Origin of the sequence: Microbacterium sp. 5K110, assembly GCF_005774735.1 — a bacterium.
GTDB lineage: Bacteria > Actinomycetota > Actinomycetes > Actinomycetales > Microbacteriaceae > Microbacterium.
Genome location: NZ_VBUM01000018.1, coordinates 1 through 18,695 on the forward strand (window position 1 = coordinate 1; position 18,695 = coordinate 18,695).

The window sequence follows — 18,695 nt, forward strand, 5'->3', positions numbered from 1 at the left end:
GGACGGGGGCGGACCGCGGCCGCGCAGGGTGCGGGTGCACCCTGTCGCCGGTTCGGTGGAGGTCCGTCCGGGGGAATCGGGGGCCGGGCGACGCCGTGGCGGCCGCGCCCCGCCGCGCACCCGATAATGAACACGTGGAACCCTGGGAGACGCGCGACTGGTTCCAGGAGTTCCTCGATGTGCTCAACCGCCACGATCTCGTCGCGTTGCGGGACCTCCTCTCGCCGGATGTGCGGCGCGCGCACCTTCCCGCCGGTGCGGATGCCTGGGTGTCTGAGTACGCGGATCTGTTGCGCGGATTCCCCGACTGGCAGTGGCGGCGCATCCAACTGCTCGTCGAAGACGACCGGGCGGCCGTCCATCTGCGCGGAAGCGGCGCGCACACGGGAGTCTTCGACGGTCTCGCTCCGACGCGACGGCGGGTCAGTATCGCCTCGTTCGCCATGTACCGACTCGCGCGCGGGCGCATCGTCGAGGCATCCGGGACTGACGACGCCGGAGCCATCCGGACGGCCCTGTCGTGAGGCCGGGGATTCTCTTCGACGGTCGGCCAGGCGATTCCACGCGGACGCTCTCACACGACTCCCGCCGCGGGAGTGGAAGGACGTACGCGCATGGTCGCTGACGGTCGCCCCGGTTCGGGGGTCGTCTGGGCGCGCGTCGAAGAGGGTTTCCATGTCGCGACCGCGCACGGCGTCTTCCTCGGCTACGTCGACCGGGAAGCCGACGGAACCTACTTCGCCTACAGCCGCCGCTCCCGTCCCCTAGGGCGTTTCCCGAACCTCGTCGCCGCGATGACCGCCGTCTCCCACGCCCACGCCGACTCGGTCGCCGAGCCCGCGGTCATCGAGCTGCGCCAGGTCCGCGACGCTTCGCCGGGGTCGGTCGCGCGCCGGTCCTGATGGCCCTCGTCATCGTCCCGACGGGCGTATGGGCGCACAGTCGCGTCGCGCGTCGCGGCCCGGATCGCAGCGTTGCTGAGAACACAGCCTGAATTTCCGCCGGATTGCAAGGCCCCCTGTTTCGTGCACGTCACGCCCCATGCTGGAAAGAGCGTCCGGGTTTCCGGGCGTTGATTCACTTCGAAAGGAACATCATGGGCTTCTTCGGATTCCTGCTCCTCGGACTCCTCGCGGGAGCCATCGCCAAGCTGATCCTCCCCGGAAAGCAGGGCGGCGGCTGGCTCATCACGCTGCTGCTCGGCGTCGTCGGCGCCCTCCTCGGCGGATTCCTCGGCGGGCTGCTGTTCAACGCACCGCTCCAGGACTTCTTCTCGATCCAGACGTGGCTCCTCGCCATCGGCGGTTCGATCATCGTGCTGCTGATCTACGGCCTCATCGTCGGACGTCGCGCCAAGAACTGACGCGAACTCTCACAGGGCCGGATGCCATGGCATCCGGCCCTGTCGTGTGTCCGGGGGCGTGCGGCCGTGTGGTGTGTCTGGGGGCCGGTGGCTGTGTGCAAGCGGCCCGTGGTGGTCGGGGGCGTGCGGCACGGCGCGAGGGCAGACGCGAGCGGCAACGCGAAAGCCCTCCCGCGCGGCCGGTGGCCGCCCGTGAGGGCCGTGGAGGGGCTGACGGGAATCGAACCCGCGCTATCTGCTTGGGAAGCAGATGTTCTGCCATTGAACTACAGCCCCGAGCGCCTGACGGCACTTCCGCCAGCATAACAGCGTCTCCCGCGGCATCCGGGTCGGCGGGGAGCCCCTCTTCCGCCAGATCACGTGATCTGGCCGACATCACCCCCTATGCCTCGATGTCGCGGGTGCGTTCGTCCGGATCGCGTGATCTGGACGACGTGGCCCGTGCGGGTGCAGTCCCACGCCCTAGGCTGGGCGCGTGCTGCTCTCCGATCGCGACATCCGAGCCGAACTCGCCGCCGGACGCCTGGGTCTCGACCCCTTCGACCCGGCCATGGTGCAGCCGTCGAGCGTCGATGTGCGGCTCGATCGCTACTTCCGGCTGTTCGACAACCACAAGTACCCCTTCATCGATCCGGCCGAGGACCAGCCCGAGCTCACGCGCCTGATCGAGGTCGAGCCGAATGAGCCGTTCATCCTTCACCCGGGCGAATTCGCGCTCGGCTCGACGTTCGAGCGCGTCACCCTCCCCGACGATGTCGCCGCGCGGCTCGAGGGGAAGTCCTCGCTCGGCCGGCTGGGCCTCCTCACCCACTCGACCGCCGGGTTCATCGACCCGGGATTCTCGGGCCACGTCACGCTCGAGCTCTCGAACGTCGCGACGCTCCCGATCAAGCTGTGGCCGGGCATGAAGATCGGTCAGGTCTGCTACTTCCGCCTGACTTCGCCCGCCGAGAACCCGTACGGCTCCGGCCCCTACGGCAACCGCTACCAGGGCCAGCGCGGTCCGACCGCGTCGCGCTCGGCGCTCAACTTCCACCGCACCGACGTCGGCACGAGCGACGCCGGCGCCCCCGGCCGCTGACCCGCGCCTGCGCGGCCCCGCGCTGCCGCGCCCGTCGCGCGGCCCCGCCGATAAACGCTGCCCCGAGCGAGACACGCCATCTCGCGGCGCGTCTCACTCGGTTGAGCGTTTATCGGTGATCACTCGGATGTCGAGGACTCGCGGCCGCGACTGAACCCGGCGTCGAAGCCGCGTTCGTAGGCGCGCTGCGCCGCACGGTGACCGCGCTCGCCGTGGCCGTGGTGGCCGTGCTCGCCGTGCCCGTGGCCGTGCTCGCCGTGTCCGCGGTGTTCCGCGTCGTGCTCGCTGAAGGCGTCGGGCCCGAAGCCTCTGCGCTTGCCCGACCCGAAGCCGGGGCCGAAGCCGCCGCGCATGCCGGGGCCGAATGCCGGGCCGAAGCCGGGGCCGAAGCCGCCGCGCATGCCGGGACCGAAGCCGGGGCCGAAGCCGCCGCGTCCGCGTGGGCCGAACCGACGCTCCTGGGCGTCGTCGATGCCCATCGCCTCGGCGACCGCATCGAGCGAGGCGACGAGTCGCTCCAGCTCTTCGGCCGGGACGTCGGACAGGAGCGCCGCGCGATCGGCATCCATTCGATCGAGGATGCCGCGGCCGGTCGCGGTGAGCGCCCAGCCGTCGTCGGTGCGCTCGATCCACCCGCGCTCGGCGAGGGCGGTGACGCGTTTGCCTCCGCGGGCGATCCGATCGCGGATCCACGGGGAGTCGACGCGCCCGTCGATCACGCCCAGGATCAGCGCGGTCTTCGGGTGGAGGTCGCCGTCGCGCAGCTGCGCGAACAGGCGGTGGTGCAGCGCGGAGCCGACCGTCGTGAGGCGGTGGGCGAGGCTGCGGGGATCCAGAGGTGTGGAGGTGTTCATGGGAGGTCCTTTCGTGGCGGGAGATCCGCCGATACATGTCATGTGACAACGGATGTACTGTGACATGTATTCCGAATGCTTGTCAAGCGACATGTAAAATCCGGATGTGACCACCGATCCCGCCGACGACATCGCCGCCGCGCTCGCCCAGTTGCGGGGGCGTCGCCCGCGTCCGCCGTTCGGTCCCGGCGGTCCGCGCGGCCACGAGCACGAGCACCACGGGCACGGACGGCATCCGTTCCACGGCGGACCGCCCTGGGCCGACCCCGGCCAGGGTCGGTTCGCCGGAGTCGCACGCCTGCGCATGCTGGACGCGCTCGTCGCGGCATCCGGCCCGCTGTCCGTGAGCGAGATCGCCGAGGCCGTCGGCGTGGATCAGCCTCGCGCCTCACGCCTGGTTCAGCAGGGCGTGCAGATGCGCCTCGTTGAGCGCGAGCCCGACCCCGACGACGCCCGCCGCACCCGCGTCCGCCTCACCGCCGAGGGCGAGCGCCTCGTCTCGAGCGTCCGCGGGCGGCGACGGGATGCCGTGCGCTCCGCGCTCGAGTCCTTCACCGACGCCGAGCGCGCCGACTTCGCCCGTCTCCTGGCGAAATTCGCCGACGCCTGGCCGCGGGACTGAGCCCGCGGCATCCGGTTCGGTGCGCTGAGAACAGGGGATGCCGCGAGAACAGGGGGGTTCGCGGGGTTTCGGCCTGTTCTGGGTGCATGGCCTGTTTTGGCCCCGGGCTGTCGGCCGCGGGACTGAGCCCGCGGCATCCGGTTCGGGATCGGTTCGCGTGCGAAACTCCTGAGAAATCGTCGGCACCGCGGCCGGCACCGGCGGGATTCCGCCGGTCCACGCGTGGTCGATGGCAGAAACTCAGGAGTTTCGCACGGCGGCGCGGGCCGCCCGCACCCCGGCCCCCCGCCTCAGCGAATCACGGCCCCGCGGTTGGGCACGCGGATCATCAGCGTCAGGCCCACGGCGAGGATCAGCACGATCCCCAGGATGCCGAGGCGCGTGTCGCCCGTGATCCCGACGAACAGCGCGAACGAGCCCGGGGCGAGGAACGACACCGCGCGGCCGGTCGTGGCGTAGAGGCCGAAGATCTCGCCCTCGCGGCCCTCGGGCGTCGCGCGGGAGAGATAGGTGCGGCTCGCCGACTGCACGGGGCCGACGAACAGCCCGAGGCCGAGCCCCGCGACCCAGAACGCGGGCTGCGACGTGCCGATGAACAGCACCGCGGAGCCGAGCACGATCAGTCCGATCAGCGACACCACGATCACGCGCTTCGGGCCGAAGCGGTCGTCGAGGCGTCCGGCGGACATCGTGCTGATGCCGGCGACGACGTTGGCGGCGACGGCGAAGTACAGCACCTCGGTCGAGGAGAATCCGAACACCTGCGCGGCGATGATCGCGCCGAACGTGAACACCCCGGTGAGCCCGTCGCGGAACACCGCGCTGGCGATGAGGAACATCAGCACCGGGCGGCTGTCGCGCCAGAGCGAGCGCAGCGTCCCCCACAGCACGACGTACGACTGGAAGAACCCGACCCGCACCTGGCGGCGCTGCGCCGGGATCTCGGGCACCCGCACGAGCACGGGGATCGCGAACACCGCGAACCAGACCGCGGATGCCAGCACGGCCAGCCGCACGTTCAGACCGCCGTCCTTCGACACGGCGAGAAGGCCCGCGGCATCCGGGTTCCCGAACCCCTGGATGAACAGCACGAGCAGGAGGAGGAGGAGCACGATGCCGCCGACGTATCCCATGCCCCAGCCGAAGCCCGAGACGCGGCCGATGTTCTCGCGCGTGGAGACCTGCGACAGCATCGCGTAGTAGTTGACGCTCGCGAACTCGAAGAAGACGTTGCCGACTGCCAGGAGCGTCGCCCCGAGTATCAGGTAGGCCGGCGTGCCCTCGACGAACACCATCGCGGCCATCGCGAGCACGATCACGCCGGTGTTCACGCCCAACCACAGCTTGCGGCGCCCTGTGCCGTCGCTGCGCTGGCCGATCACCGGGGCCAGCAGCGCCACGAGGACTCCGGCGATCATCAGCGCGGTGCCGATGAGGCTGGCGTTCGAGGCGAGAGCCCTCACCAGCGCGGGGTCGTTCGCGTTGTCGCCGGCCGCAGCCACGATGGCCGGGTCGACGAACAGCGTGCTCGAGAGGTACGTGCTGAACACGAACGTCGTCACGACCGCGTTGAACGCCGCCGAGCCCCAGTCCCACAGCGCCCAGGCGAGGACGGGCCGTCGAACGTCGGTGGAAGGGGCGGATGCCGCGGAGGCGGTGTCGGGCGAGGACATGTCGCTCACGCTAGGACCCTTCGGTGAACGCGCGGATACGTCGGCCGCGGACGTGCCGACGTCGGCACGTCCGCTCAGGGTAGACCCTTCCGTGCCCTCAAGCGGCGGTTTCCCGGGGTGGCGCACTACCGTGGAGTCATGGCATCCGAAAACCCCGCCCCCTCCGTCGAGGCGGACACCGCCCCCGAGCAGCTCACGTTCGCCGATCTGGGACTGGATGCCGCTGTGCTCAAGGCCCTCAAAGACGTCGGCTACGAGACCCCGTCGGCCATCCAGGCCGCCACCATCCCCGTCCTCCTGCAGGGCCGCGACGTCGTCGGCCTCGCCCAGACCGGTACCGGCAAGACCGCGGCTTTCGCCCTGCCGGTGCTCTCGCAGATGGAGACCGGCCACAAGAACCCCCAGGCCCTCGTGCTCGCCCCCACGCGCGAGCTCGCGCTGCAGGTGTGCGAGGCGTTCGAGAAATACGCCGCGCACATCAAGGGCGTCTCCGTGCTCCCCGTCTACGGTGGCCAGGGCTACGGCCAGCAGCTCTCGGCCCTGCGCCGCGGCGTCGACATCGTGGTCGGTACCCCCGGCCGCATCATGGACCACCTCGACAAGGGCACGCTCGACCTCAGCGAGCTGAAGTACCTCGTGCTCGACGAGGCCGACGAGATGCTCAAGATGGGCTTCGCGGAGGACGTCGAGACGATCCTCGCCGACACCCCGTCCGACAAGCAGGTGGCGCTGTTCTCGGCCACCATGCCCGCGCAGATCCGCCGCATCTCGGCGCAGTACCTCAACAACCCCGAAGAGATCACGGTCAAGACCAAGACCACGACCTCGGCGAGCATCACGCAGCGCTACCTCGTGGTGTCGTACCAGCAGAAGATCGACGCCCTCACGCGCATCCTCGAGGTCGAGAACTTCGAGGGCATGATCGTCTTCACCCGCACGAAGAACGAGACCGAGACGGTCGCCGAGAAGCTGCGCGCCCGCGGATACACCGCGGCCGCGATCAACGGCGACGTCGCCCAGGTGCAGCGCGAGCGCACCGTGAACCAGCTGAAGTCGGGCAAGCTCGACATCCTCGTCGCCACCGACGTCGCCGCGCGCGGTCTCGACGTCGAGCGCATCAGCCACGTCGTCAACTACGACCTGCCGATCGACACCGAGTCGTACGTGCACCGCATCGGTCGCACGGGCCGTGCCGGCCGCACCGGCGACGCGATCAGCTTCGTCACCCCGCGCGAGCGCCGCATGCTCACCGCGATCGAGAAGGCCACGCGCCAGCCGCTCACCGAGATGACGCTGCCGAGCGTCGACGACGTCAACGCCACGCGCCTGACGCGCTTCGACGACGCGATCACCACCGCCCTCGAAGACACCGCCGCGATCGCAACGTTCCGCGACGTCGTGGCGCACTATGTCGCGCACCACGACGTTCCCGAGGCCGACGTGGCGGCGGCGCTCGCCGTGGTGGCGCAGGGCGACACTCCTCTCTTCATGGAAGAGGAGACCATCTCGCAGCCGCGCTTCGACCGCGACCGCGACCGTGCGCCCCGCGGGGGTGGGGACCGCGAGGGCGGCCCGCGCCGCGAGCGCGACGGGCGCTTCGCGACGTACCGCATCGCGGTGGGGCGCCGGCAGCGCGTCGAGCCGCGTCAGATCGTGGGCGCGCTCGCGAACGAGGGCGGCCTGCGCCGCAACGACTTCGGCGCGATCCAGATCCGCCAGGACTTCTCGCTCGTCGAGCTCCCGGCCGACCTCTCGCGCGACACGATCGCCCGCCTCGGCGACACGCGCATCTCGGGCCAGCTCATCGACCTGCGCCTCGACCAGGGCGGCCGCTCCGCCAAGCGCAGCGACCGGCCGCAGCGCCGCTCGTTCGATCGCGACTGACCCCGCGGCATCCCTCTGACGCCCTCGCGACCTGTGTGGTTGCGGGGGCGTCGATGCGTGGCCACGCGGTCGGGGCGTTCTGCGTGGCCCCGGGGCGTCGTGCGTGGCCCCGGGGCCACGGCGGGCACTCGCGGTGCAGCTTCGGCGCAGGTCGGCGTGGGGCGGGCGCGGTCGGGGCGTTCTGTGTGGCCCCGGGGCGTCGTGCGTGGCCCCGGGGCCACGGGCAAGAGCCCGAGGCGCGGCGCGGAAGTTGAGCCGATTCATATCAAGTCTGCTTGACGCGCCGGAGGTCCCGCGATAACCTTGAGTCATCGCGGCTCAACCCGCGAGCAGACTTCATCAACACCGAGTCGTGGCATCCGTCCGGCTCATGATCAAGGAGACACATATGCCCCGTGCAGTGGGAATCGACCTCGGTACGACCAACTCCGTCGTGAGCGTGCTCGAGGGTGGCGAGCCGAAGGTCATCGCCAACGCCGAAGGCTTCCGGACGACCCCTTCGGTCGTCGCCTTCACCAAGGACGGCGAGGTGCTCGTCGGCGAGACCGCCAAGCGCCAGGCCGTCACCAACGTCGACCGCACTATCTCCAGCGTGAAGCGCCACATGGGCACCACGTGGAGCTTCGACGTCGACGGCAAGAAGTGGACGCCGCAAGAGATCTCGGCGCGCATCCTCCAGAAGCTCAAGCGCGACGCCGAGGAGTACCTGGGCGACTCGGTGACGGATGCCGTCATCACGGTGCCCGCGTACTTCAACGACGCCGAGCGTCAGGCCACGAAGGAGGCCGGAGAGATCGCGGGCCTCAACGTCCTGCGCATCATCAACGAGCCCACCGCTGCGGCCCTCGCGTACGGCCTCGACAAGGGCAAAGAGGACGAGCTCATCCTCGTCTTCGACCTCGGTGGCGGAACGTTCGACGTCTCGCTCCTCGAGGTGGGCAAGGACGACGACTTCTCGACCATCCAGGTGCGTGCCACGGCCGGTGACAACCGCCTCGGCGGCGACGACTGGGACCAGCGCGTCGTCGACTACCTCATCAAGCAGTTCAAGGACACCACCGGTGTCGACGTCTCGGGCGACAAGATCGCCCTGCAGCGTCTGAAGGAGGCCGCGGAGCAGGCCAAGAAGGAGCTCTCGTCGTCCACGTCGACGAGCATCAACCTGCCCTACCTCTCGCTCACCGACTCGGGTCCCGTGTCGCTGTCCGAGACCCTCACGCGCGCCAAGTTCGAGGACCTCACCAAGGACCTCCTCGACCGCACCCGCAAGCCCTTCTCGGATGTCATCCGCGAAGCCGGCGTCAAGGTCGACGACATCGCGCACGTCGTGCTCGTCGGCGGCTCGACCCGCATGCCCGCGGTCGCCGAGCTGGTGAAGAAGGAGACCGGTCGCGACGCCAACAAGGGCGTCAACCCCGACGAGGTCGTGGCCGTGGGCGCAGCGCTCCAGGCCGGTGTCCTCAAGGGCGAGCGCAAGGACGTCCTCCTCATCGACGTCACCCCCCTGAGCCTCGGTATCGAGACCAAGGGCGGCATCATGACCAAGCTCATCGAGCGCAACACCGCCATCCCGACCAAGCGCAGCGAGACCTTCACGACCGCCGACGACAACCAGCCGTCGGTCGCGATCCAGGTCTTCCAGGGCGAGCGCGAGTTCACCCGTGACAACAAGCCGCTGGGCACCTTCGAGCTCACGGGTATCGCCCCGGCTCCCCGTGGCATCCCGCAGGTCGAGGTCACCTTCGACATCGACGCCAACGGCATCGTGCACGTGTCCGCGAAGGACAAGGGCACCGGCAAGGAGCAGTCGATGACCATCACGGGCGGCTCGTCGCTGCCCAAGGAGGACATCGAGCGCATGGTCCGCGAGGCCGAGGAGAACGCGGCGGAGGACAAGAAGCGCCGCGAGTCCGCCGAGACCCGCAACCAGGCCGAGACCCTGTCGTACTCGATCGAGAAGTTGATCAAAGAGAACGAGGACAAGCTGCCCGAAGAGGTCAAGACCGAGGTCCAGGGCGACGTCGACGCGCTCAAGACGGCTCTCGCCGGCGACGACGACGACGCGGTCAAGACCGCGTTCGACAAGCTCAACGCCAGCCAGGGCAAGCTCGGCGAGGCCATCTACGCCTCGTCGCAGGCCCAGGGCGAGCAGGCCGACCCCAACGTCGGTCAGCCCGGCAACGGTGAGACGCCGAACCCCGAGGAAGACGTGATCGACGCCGAGGTCGTCGACGACGAGCCGACCGACGACAAGAAGTAAGCGACAGAACCATGGCACACAAGGACGACGAACAGCCCCAGGGCTCGGGCGCCGGTCCTGACGAGACGACGGGGCCGGAGGAGAACACCTCCGGCCCCGCGCCGTCGGACCAGACCCCGGATGCCGAGGGCCTGACCATCGAGGACATCCTCGGTGCCGAGCAGACCGACGAGGCAGCCGCAGAGGGGGCGTCCTCCGACAAGGAGGCCTCGCTGCTGGTCGATCTCAAGCGCCTGCAGGCGGAGTACGCCAACTATCGTCGGCGTACCGAGGAGCAGCGCGAACGCGAGATCGAGCGCGCCAAGGGCGAGGCCGTGAAGGGCCTGCTGCCCGTCATGGACGACCTCGACCGCGCGGTCAAGCACGGCGACCTCGTCGAGGGCACCGCTTTCGCGGCCATCGGCGACAAGGTGCGCGCCGTGGCCGAGCGTCTCGGCGTGGTGTCGTACGGCGCCGCTGGCGAGCCCTTCGACCCGCAGCAGCACGAGGCCATCTTCCAGGCGCCCACCCCCGGCGTGACCGAAGCGACGATCCTCGAGGTCGTCGAGGTCGGTTACCGCCTCGGCTCGATCGAGCTGCGACCGGCCAAGGTCGTCGTGGCCGTGCCGGCCGAGTAGGAGGACGCATGGCGAGTCAGGACTGGTTCGACAAGGACTTCTACAAGGTCCTCGGCGTCGACAAGGGCGTGAGTGCAGCCGATCTCAAGAAGACGTACCGCAAGCTCGCGCGCCAGTACCACCCCGACTCGAATCCGGGTGACGCGAAGGCCGAGGCCAAGTTCAAAGAGATCAGCGAGGCGTACGCCGTGCTGAACGACCCCGAGCAGCGCGAGGAGTACGACCAGATCCGGGCCATGGGCTCGGGGGCGCGCTTCTCCGCCCCGGGATCGGGCGCCGGAGGCGGCTTCGACGACGTCTTCAGCCGCTTCGGTCAGCAACGCGGCGGTGCGTCGGGTCCCCCGCCCGGTGGGTTCGACGACTTCTTCTCGATGTTCGGCCAGCAGCCCGGTGGTTTCGGGTCGGGCCGGTTCGGTCAGACGACCGGCGGTTACCGCGGCTTCGGCGGTCCGCAGCGCGGTTCCGACGTGACGGCCCGGACGACCCTCGACTTCGTCACCGCCGCCAAGGGCGAGACGATCACGCTCCAGGGCGAGGACAACGTCCCGTTCAAGGTGAAGATCCCCGCCGGGGTGTCGGACGGCCAGAAGATCCGTTTGCGCGGACGGGGCCGCCCGTCGCCGGACGGCGGCGAGAGCGGCGACATCGTCGTGACGGTCGCGGTCCGCACGCACCCGGTCTTCTCGCGCGACGGCCTCAACCTGCGGCTCACCGTCCCGGTCACCTTCACCGAGGCGGCGCTGGGCGCGACGATCGAAGTGCCGACGCTCGGTGGTGACCCGGTGCGTCTTCGCGTCGCCCCGGGCACCCCGTCGGGCCGGGTGCTGCGAGTCAAGGGTCGTGGCATCCACTCGTCCAAGGGCACCGGCGACCTCCTCGCCGAGGTCCAGGTGGCCGTGCCCGACCACCTCGGCGATGCTGCCCGCGAAGCCCTCGAGCGCTTCCACGCGCTCGAACCCAAAGAAAACCCCCGCGCCGACCTGATGTCCAAGGCGCGCCAGTAATGCCGGGCTCCTGGCATCCGCGATGATCGGATGCCAGGAGCAGGCGATCGACGAGAGAGGAGAGGCCGTGTCCGACAGGGAACTCGACGAAGACGCTCCGATCTTCGCGATCGCCGTTGCGGCGGAGCTGTCCAACATGCACCCGCAGACGCTGCGGCAGTACGACCGGCTCGGTCTGGTCGTTCCCGCCCGCACGCAGGGCGGGTCGCGGCGCTACTCCAGCCGCCACGTGCAGCAGCTGCGGGAAGTGGCGCGTCTCTCGAGCGAGGGCATGAGCCTTCCCGCGATCGCGCGGTTGCTGGCCCTCGAAGAGCGCGTGCACGAGCTCGCGCGACGCGTGAACGACCTCGAGCGCCAGCTCATGGCCGAGCGACAGTCGCGTCCGGGGGCGCGCGTGTTCGCCGCCGGGGCCACCGGGGCGGTCGTGACGCTGCGCCACGGGGCGCGCGTGCGCCGGGCGACCGACGTGGTCCTCTGGCGTCCGCACACCCCGCACGACGACTGAGCGGGGGATGACCGCGGGCGTTCGGCGAGGCGCTGTTCGCCCGGGATCACCCCGCAGAGGGTCGAGCGGCCGGCGGCATCCCGAGCCGTAAAGTTCATGCATGGGCTCGACCACGACAAGCGCTCCGGGTGAGGACGCGGCGGTGACCGCGGGGCCGTTCCGTCGCGCGGTCGCGGGCAGGAGGGGCGAGACGCGTGCGAGCGTCGCGTGGGGGCGTGCGACGTACTGGCCGCTCACCATCGCCGCCCTGGCCTTCCTCTTCGCCTACACCTTCCAGGTGATCGGCGACCTCGTCGGGGTGTGGTCGATCGCCTGCTCGGCGGTCGTCGCGCTGACGTGGGTCATGTTCATCACCGACTACCTCGTGCGTCTGTCGCTGAGCAGCCCGAAGCGGCGGTGGGTGCGCGCGCACCTCTTCGACGTCCTCGTCGTGATCCTCCCGACCCTGCGCCCGGTGCGGCTCCTCGGCGCGTTCACGCGGTTGGCATCCTTCAGCAAGAGCGTGGGCAGCTCCCTTCGCGCCCAGATGCTCATCTACGGCGCGGGTGTCGCCCTGCTCCTCATCTGGCAGGCGTCTCTGGCCGTCCTCTCCGCCGAGCGGCATGCGCCCGGGGCGAGCATCACGAGCTTCGGCAACGCCGTCTGGTGGGCGTTCTGCACGATCACGACCGTGGGCTACGGCGATTTCACCCCGATCACCGTGCAGGGGCGCGTCGTGGCGGTGTTGCTGATGCTCAGCGGCGTCGTGCTCGTGGGCCTCATCACCGCGACGTTCGCGTCGTGGGTGCTCGAGCGGGTGACCCGCGGGCACGAGGACCAGCTTCCCGCCACCCGCGCCGACATCGAGCGCGTGTTGGCCGCCCTGCCCGCTCCGGTCTCGGACGGGAGCGATCCGCAGAACCGCGGGTGACCGGGGGCGCGCGCGATGTCATGCCGCGGCAGCGGGCCGCGCCGATCGAGCGTCCGCGCCGATCGACGCGTCTGCTCAGGCCGGGTCGAGCCGGAGCACCGTCGCGGACTCGCCCACGCGCAGCTCGTCCACGACGCGCAGGGTGCGGGCGAGGTCGTCGACCGCGCCGATCACCGTGCCGAACCGCTCCCTCTCGGCGCACACGGCCGTGACGGTGACGAAATGGGCGCCGGTGTCCCACGTGTAGGTCGCGAACGGCGGGGTGCGCGGATCGGACGGCAGGGGCATCGCGAGCTTCTCGCCGACGCCCAGGTGTGGATTGCGGAACGACTCGGTGTCGTCGTACTCCATCGGCATCATGGCCCGGGCCGCGCGCAGCTGCGGGGTGGCCTCTTGCAGCTGCGCCATGACGACCAGCATGTCGGGCGCGTCCCGCCACACCCACACGAGAACGCGGCCGGCCGCCCGTCGCATGAGGAGCGGGGCGGCCTGGCTCGCCACCCAGGCGAAAAGCCCGCTGCCGGGGCGTTCGGTCGCCCCCGCCGCGCGGTTCGCCTGGGTCAGCAGCATCCGGATGGCGGCCTTGCGGTGGCGTCGCCCGCCGAAGCCCAGGGAGCCCGTGACGGGCACCCAACGTGCGGCGGGGGCGTCGGCCTGGAGTCGAGGCATGGCCCCAGCCTACGAGGCGGGATGCCGGGATGCCGAGGGAGGCGTACGCCGTCGGCGGAAGCGCTCCCTCCGTGTCGGAGGTTCGTGCCACTCTTGTTCCGCGGCGGTCGCGCCGCACCGACCTGACACCCGGAGAACGCCGTGCTCGGAAAGCTCCTGACCCGCTACCTCTCGCGGTACCGCTGGCTCCTCGTCGGCATCCTCGCCTTCCAGGCCGCGTCAGCCATCGCGACGCTGTACCTGCCGCGCTTGAACGCCGACATCATCAATCTCGGCGTCGCCCGCGGAGACACGGGCTACATCTGGTCGCGGGGCGCGATCATGCTCGTCATCTCCCTGGGGCAGATCCTCGCGGCCGTGATCGCGACGTACTTCGCGGCCCGCGCGGCGATGGCGGCCGGCCGCGACATCCGCCGCGACATCTTCGAACGCGTGAGCGGCTTCTCGGAGCGCGAGCTCTCGCAGTTCGGCGCCGGCTCCCTCATCACTCGCAACACCAATGACGTCCAGCAGGTGCAGATGCTGGCGATGATGGGCGCGACGATGCTCGTGAGCGCGCCGCTCCTCGCCATCGGCGGCATCATCATGGCGCTGCAGCAGGACGTGGGGCTGAGCTGGCTGATCGGCGTCGCGGTGCCCGTGCTGCTCGTCGCCGTCGCCCTGATCATCGCGCGCATGGTCCCGCTGTTCCGGAGCTTCCAGGTCAAGCTCGACGCCGTCAATCGCATCCTGCGCGAGCAGCTGACCGGCGTCCGTGTCGTGCGGGCGTTCGTGCGCGAGCGCATCGAAGAAGAGCGCTTCCGCGGAGCCAACACCGACATCATGGTCGTCGGCCGCAAGGTGGGCTCGCTCTTCGTGCTGCTCTTCCCGCTTGCGATGCTGGTGCTGAACGTCACCGTGGTCGGTGTCATCTGGTTCGGCGGCATCCAGGTCGACGCCGGCGGTGTCGAGATCGGGACACTGTTCGCGTTCATCCAGTACGTCGCGCAGATCCTCGGCGGCGTCCTGATGGCGAGCTTCATGACGGTGATGATCCCGCGCGCCGCCGTCTCGGCGGAGCGCATCGGCGAGGTGCTCGAGAGCGAGTCCACTCTCGTCCGCCCCGAGAACCCCGTCTCGACCTTCCCCACCCCGGGCGAAGTGGTCTTCGACGACGTCGCCTTCGCCTACCCGGGTGCCGAGGCGCCGGTCGTGTCCGGCATCACCTTCGCCGCGGCTCCCGGTGAGACGGTCGCGATCGTCGGGTCGACGGGGTCGGGAAAGACCACGCTCGTCTCGCTGATCCCGCGCCTGTTCGACGTCACCGGCGGTGCCGTGCGCATCGGCGGTGTCGACGTGCGCGAGGCCGACCTCGACGAGCTGTGGCGGGGGATCGGCCTCGTGCCGCAGCGGCCCTTCCTCTTCAGCGGCACGGTCGCGTCCAACCTCCGTTTCGGTCGAGAGGACGCGACCGACGACGAGCTCTGGCGTGCGCTCGAGATCGCGCAGGGGCGCGACTTCGTCCACGAGATGGAGGGTGGCCTCGAGGCCCGCATCGCCCAGGGCGGCACCAACGTCTCGGGCGGCCAGCGACAGCGCCTCGCGATCGCGCGGGCCATCGTGCACCGGCCGCGCGTCCTCGTCTTTGACGACTCGTTCTCGGCGCTCGACCTCAGTACCGATGCGCGATTGCGAAAAGCCCTATGGGAAGAACTGCCCGACGTGACCAAGGTCGTCGTCGCGCAGCGCGTCTCCACGATCACCGGGGCCGACCGCATCGTGGTGCTCGAGGACGGGCGCATGGTGGGCCTCGGCACGCACGACGAACTCCTCCGCACGAGCCCCACGTACCGTGAGATCGTCGAGTCGCAGCTGGGGGTGGAAGCATGAGCACTCCCGACGCCCTCACCGAAGAAGACCGCGCCGAGCTCGAACTCGCCGAACAGGCTCGCCAGAGTTCCGGCGACTGGAACAGCGTCGCGCCGGGCAAGGCGGCCGCGTTCGGCCCGAGCTTCCGGCGACTCATCGGTCTGCTGCGTCCGCACGCGTGGTCGTTCACCTTCGTGTCCGTGCTCGGCGCCGCCGGCGTCGTGCTCGCGGTGCTCGCGCCCCGCGTCCTCGGCGACGCCACGAACATCATCTTCGAGGGCGTCGTCTCGCGCGGACTCGCCGAGAACTTCCCCGCGGGCACGTCGAAGGACGTCGTCGTCGAGAGCCTGCGCTCGGCCGGTCAGGGCGACGTCGCCAACATCGTGTCCGCGATGCAGAACTTCCAGGTGGGCGCGGGCGTCGACTTCGATGCGTTGCGCATGGTCATCGTGACGGTCCTCGCGATCTACGTCGGCTCGTCGCTGCTGTCGTGGATCCAGGGCTACGTCATCAACGTGATCATGGTGCGCACCATGTGGCGTCTGCGCGAAGACGTCGAGGCCAAGATCAACCGGCTGCCGCTGTCGTACTTCGACAAGGTCCAGCGCGGTGAGCTGATCTCGCGCGTGACCAACGACATCGACAACATCACGCAGACGATGCAGCAGTCGCTCTCGAGCGCCCTGACATCGGTGCTGACGGTGGTGGGCGTCCTCATCATGATGTTCACGATCTCGTGGCAGCTCGCCCTCGTCGCCCTCGTCTCGCTCCCGCTCATGGCCGTGATCTTCGGCGTCATCGGCCCGAAGTCTCAGAAGGCGTTCGGCGAGCAGTGGAAGAAGGTGGGCCGCCTGAACGCCCGCGTCGAGGAGTCGTTCTCGGGTCACGCGCTGGTCAAGGTCTACGGCCGAGAGAAGGACGCGCGCGAGAAGTTCGAGGTCGAGAACGACGAGCTCTTCGAAGCGAGCTTCAAGGCCCAGTTCCTCTCCGGCATGATCATGCCGGGCATGATGTTCGTCGGAAACCTCACATACGTGGGTATCGCGGTACTCGGTGGTGTCATGGTCGCGGGTGGGCAGATCCGCCTCGGCGACGTGCAGGCCTTCATCCAGTACTCGCAGCAGTTCACGCAGCCGCTGTCGCAGCTCGGTGGCATGGCTGCGGTCGTGCAGTCGGGAACGGCCTCGGCCGAGCGCGTGTTCGCGCTGCTCGACGCCGACGAGCAGGACCCGGATGCCGCCGATGCCCCCGCGCACGTCGAGGGGCGGGGCGTCATCGAGTTCGAGTCGGTCCGGTTCTCGTACACCCCCGACCGGCCGCTCATCCGCGACCTGTCGTTCCGCGTGGAGCCGGGGCAGACGGTCGCGATCGTCGGCCCGACCGGAGCGGGCAAGACGACGCTGGTGAACCTCATCATGCGGTTCTATGAGCTCGACGGCGGGCGGATCCTGCTCGACGGGCAAGACATCGCCGACCTCCGCCGCGACGATGTCCGCGCGCGCACCGGCATGGTGCTGCAGGATCCGTGGCTGTTCGCCGGCACGATCCGCGACAACATCCGCTACGGCCGCGAGTCGGCCACCGACGATGAGATCGTCGAGGCCGCCGTCGCCACCCGCGTCGATCAGTTCGTGCACTCGTTGCCCGAGGGCTACGACACGGTGCTCGACGAGGACGCCGCGAACGTCTCGGCCGGAGAGAAGCAGCTCATCACGATCGCCCGCGCGTTCGTGGCGCGGCCGTCGGTGCTGATCCTCGACGAGGCCACCTCGTCGGTCGACACGCGTACCGAGCTGCTGCTGCAGCAGGCCATGGCGGCGCTCCGCGCAGGCCGGACGTCGTTCGTCATCGCCCACCGGCTCTCGACGATCCGCGACGCCGACCTCATCCTCGTGATGGAGCACGGCGACATCGTCGAGCAGGGCACGCACGAGGAGCTGATCGCGGGCCACGGCGCGTACTGGCGTCTGTACCAGTCGCAGTTCGAGAGCGCCGCCGGCGACGAGGAATCCGTCGCCCCCGTCCGCTTCGACGACGCGCGCTGAGCAGCCTTCCTCACGTTGCCCAGAGCAGCGGTGCCGCCCCGCGCCCCGCCTCCGGGGGGCTGCGAAACCGCTCGGGTACAGTGGTCGTTCGCATGCACCGCACCGTGCGACCTGTTCCGCCGCACAGATAGGCCTCACCACACGTGACCACTCCTGCGACGCCCGCCGACCACCCCACGGCCGACCGACCCCTCGCGATCCTCATCGGAGCCGACACCTTCCTCCCGCACGTGAACGGTGCTGCCCGCTTCGCGGAGCGCCTCGCCGCGGGGCTCGTCGCTCGCGGACACGACGTGCACGTCATGGCGCCGAGCGCGGGTCGCGGCAACGCCGGGACGTTCACCGAGGTGATCGAGGGCGAGCCCCTGACGATGCACCGACTCCCGTCGTGGCGCTTCCTGCCGCACGACTGGCTCACGTTCGTGCTCCCGTGGCGGTCCAAGCACTACGCCCGGCGGGTGCTCGACGAGGTGAAGCCCGACGTGGTGCACATCCAGTCGCACATCATCATCGGCCGCGGCCTTGCGCGCGAGGCCCGCAAGCGCGGCATCCCGGTCATTGCGACCAACCACGTGATGGCCGAGAACATCCTCGATTTCACGACCCTGCCCGACTTCCTCGACCGCATCTTCGTGAAGCTCGCGTGGGCCGACGCGAAGCGCACGTTCGCCCTCACACGGGCGGTGACCACTCCCACGCGCCGCGCCGCGGACTTCCTCGAGTCGACGATCGACGTCCACGGCGTCATCCCGATCTCGTGCGGCATCGACCGGTCGAACTACACCCCCGACTTCGAACCGCGCGAGGCGAACCGCATCCTGTTCGTCGGCCGCTTGACCACCGAGAAGGGGATCGACGTCATCCTGCGCGCGCTCGCCCGGCTCGACCCCGCGCTCGACACGACGTTCGACATCGTCGGGGGCGGCGATCAGCGCCGCAACCTCGAGCAGCTGGCCGAGCAGCTCGGTGTCTCGGACCGTGTCACCTTCCACGGTCACGCCTCCGAAGAGGACCTGCGCGCGCTGTACACGCGGGCGAGCGTCTTCGCGATCGCCTCGATCGCCGAGCTGCAGTCGATCGCGACGATGGAGGCGATGGCATCCGGTCTCCCCATCGTGGCCGCCGACGCCGTGGCGCTGCCGCACCTCGTGCACGACGGCGAGAACGGCTACCTCTTCGAGCCGGGAAACGTCGACCAGCTGACCGCTCGCCTGACCGACGTCCTCACGGCCGGCCCCGAAGAGCGTCGACGCATGCAGCAGGCCTCGCTCGACGGCGTGAAAGTGCATGACATCGGTCGCACGCTCGACACCTTCGAGGCGCTGTACCGCGGACGCCCCCTGCCGGAGTGACCTCGTGC

Annotated in this window: 17 protein-coding genes and 1 tRNA gene; 14 read left to right on the top strand and 4 right to left on the bottom strand. The window is 69.8% G+C overall.

Annotation, left to right across the window (positions count from 1 at the left end; all coding sequences use genetic code 11):
- Positions 1-134: 134 nt before the first annotated feature.
- The 3 genes from FE256_RS06385 to FE256_RS06395 all read left to right on the top strand — a co-directional run bounded on the left by FE256_RS06385 (position 135) and on the right by FE256_RS06395 (position 1,363).
- Entirely contained in the window at positions 135-524 is a 390-nt protein-coding gene (locus tag FE256_RS06385) for an ester cyclase (protein ID WP_138173905.1), read from the top strand.
- A 90-nt stretch (positions 525-614) separates the two neighbouring features.
- Positions 615-902 carry a hypothetical protein gene (locus FE256_RS06390; RefSeq protein ID WP_138173907.1) on the top strand — a complete coding sequence of 96 codons (288 nt, stop codon included), beginning with the start codon at positions 615-617 and terminating at the stop codon, positions 900-902.
- Between the two features lie 194 nt (positions 903-1,096).
- Complete coding sequence (locus tag FE256_RS06395) at positions 1,097-1,363, top strand: GlsB/YeaQ/YmgE family stress response membrane protein (protein WP_138173909.1); 267 nt, start codon at positions 1,097-1,099, stop codon at positions 1,361-1,363.
- A 202-nt stretch (positions 1,364-1,565) separates the two neighbouring features.
- Here the strand turns inward: FE256_RS06395 and FE256_RS06400 are convergent.
- A tRNA-Gly gene (locus FE256_RS06400) sits at positions 1,566-1,639 on the bottom strand.
- A 199-nt stretch (positions 1,640-1,838) separates the two neighbouring features.
- On the opposite strand from FE256_RS06400, the gene dcd reads away from it, so the two are divergent.
- The gene (gene dcd, locus FE256_RS06405; RefSeq protein WP_138173912.1) at positions 1,839-2,444 is read left to right on the top strand and encodes a dCTP deaminase; all 606 of its coding nucleotides are present in this window, start codon (positions 1,839-1,841) and stop codon (positions 2,442-2,444) included.
- A gap of 119 nt (positions 2,445-2,563) precedes the next feature.
- On the opposite strand, the gene FE256_RS06410 is transcribed toward dcd, so the two are convergent.
- Positions 2,564-3,298: a winged helix DNA-binding protein gene (locus FE256_RS06410; RefSeq protein WP_138173914.1), complete on the bottom strand. Its 735-nt coding sequence runs from the start codon at positions 3,296-3,298 to the stop codon at positions 2,564-2,566.
- Positions 3,299-3,404: 106 nt separating this feature from the next.
- Here FE256_RS06410 and FE256_RS06415 point away from each other — a divergent pair, with 106 nt between their 5' ends.
- Positions 3,405-3,920 (top strand): MarR family winged helix-turn-helix transcriptional regulator, encoded by a 516-nt coding sequence (locus FE256_RS06415; protein ID WP_138173916.1) that lies wholly within the window; start codon positions 3,405-3,407, stop codon positions 3,918-3,920.
- Between the two features lie 290 nt (positions 3,921-4,210).
- Here FE256_RS06415 and FE256_RS06420 read toward each other — a convergent pair whose 3' ends face one another.
- The gene (locus FE256_RS06420; protein ID WP_138173988.1) at positions 4,211-5,593 is read right to left on the bottom strand and encodes an MFS transporter; all 1,383 of its coding nucleotides are present in this window, start codon (positions 5,591-5,593) and stop codon (positions 4,211-4,213) included.
- 138 nt (positions 5,594-5,731) lie between these two features.
- Here FE256_RS06420 and FE256_RS06425 point away from each other — a divergent pair, with 138 nt between their 5' ends.
- From FE256_RS06425 to FE256_RS06450, 6 genes are all read left to right on the top strand, one after another.
- Positions 5,732-7,477 carry a DEAD/DEAH box helicase gene (locus tag FE256_RS06425; protein ID WP_138173918.1) on the top strand — a complete coding sequence of 582 codons (1,746 nt, stop codon included), beginning with the start codon at positions 5,732-5,734 and terminating at the stop codon, positions 7,475-7,477.
- 388 nt (positions 7,478-7,865) lie between these two features.
- Entirely contained in the window at positions 7,866-9,737 is a 1,872-nt protein-coding gene (dnaK, locus tag FE256_RS06430) for a molecular chaperone DnaK (RefSeq protein ID WP_138173920.1), read from the top strand.
- Between the two features lie 11 nt (positions 9,738-9,748).
- Complete coding sequence (locus tag FE256_RS06435) at positions 9,749-10,354, top strand: nucleotide exchange factor GrpE (protein WP_138173922.1); 606 nt, start codon at positions 9,749-9,751, stop codon at positions 10,352-10,354.
- A gap of 8 nt (positions 10,355-10,362) precedes the next feature.
- Positions 10,363-11,358, top strand: coding sequence for a DnaJ C-terminal domain-containing protein (locus tag FE256_RS06440; protein WP_138173924.1), 996 nt, complete (start codon positions 10,363-10,365; stop codon positions 11,356-11,358).
- Positions 11,359-11,425: 67 nt separating this feature from the next.
- Positions 11,426-11,863: a heat shock protein transcriptional repressor HspR gene (locus FE256_RS06445; RefSeq protein WP_138173926.1), complete on the top strand. Its 438-nt coding sequence runs from the start codon at positions 11,426-11,428 to the stop codon at positions 11,861-11,863.
- Between the two features lie 100 nt (positions 11,864-11,963).
- On the top strand, positions 11,964-12,773 hold the full coding sequence (locus FE256_RS06450; protein WP_138173928.1) for a potassium channel family protein: 810 nt from the start codon (positions 11,964-11,966) through the stop codon (positions 12,771-12,773).
- 75 nt (positions 12,774-12,848) lie between these two features.
- Here FE256_RS06450 and FE256_RS06455 read toward each other — a convergent pair whose 3' ends face one another.
- Entirely contained in the window at positions 12,849-13,442 is a 594-nt protein-coding gene (locus FE256_RS06455) for a hypothetical protein (protein ID WP_138173930.1), read from the bottom strand.
- A 141-nt stretch (positions 13,443-13,583) separates the two neighbouring features.
- On the opposite strand from FE256_RS06455, the gene FE256_RS06460 reads away from it, so the two are divergent.
- From FE256_RS06460 to FE256_RS06470, 3 genes are all read left to right on the top strand, one after another.
- Positions 13,584-15,311, top strand: coding sequence for an ABC transporter ATP-binding protein (locus FE256_RS06460; protein WP_138173932.1), 1,728 nt, complete (start codon positions 13,584-13,586; stop codon positions 15,309-15,311).
- The gene (locus FE256_RS06465; RefSeq protein ID WP_138173934.1) at positions 15,308-17,335 is read left to right on the top strand and encodes an ABC transporter ATP-binding protein; all 2,028 of its coding nucleotides are present in this window, start codon (positions 15,308-15,310) and stop codon (positions 17,333-17,335) included. Before FE256_RS06460 ends, FE256_RS06465 begins: the two co-directional genes overlap by 4 nt.
- Before the next feature lie 143 nt (positions 17,336-17,478).
- Positions 17,479-18,687, top strand: coding sequence for a glycosyltransferase (locus tag FE256_RS06470; protein WP_138173936.1), 1,209 nt, complete (start codon positions 17,479-17,481; stop codon positions 18,685-18,687).
- The last annotated feature ends 8 nt before the right edge of the window (positions 18,688-18,695 follow it).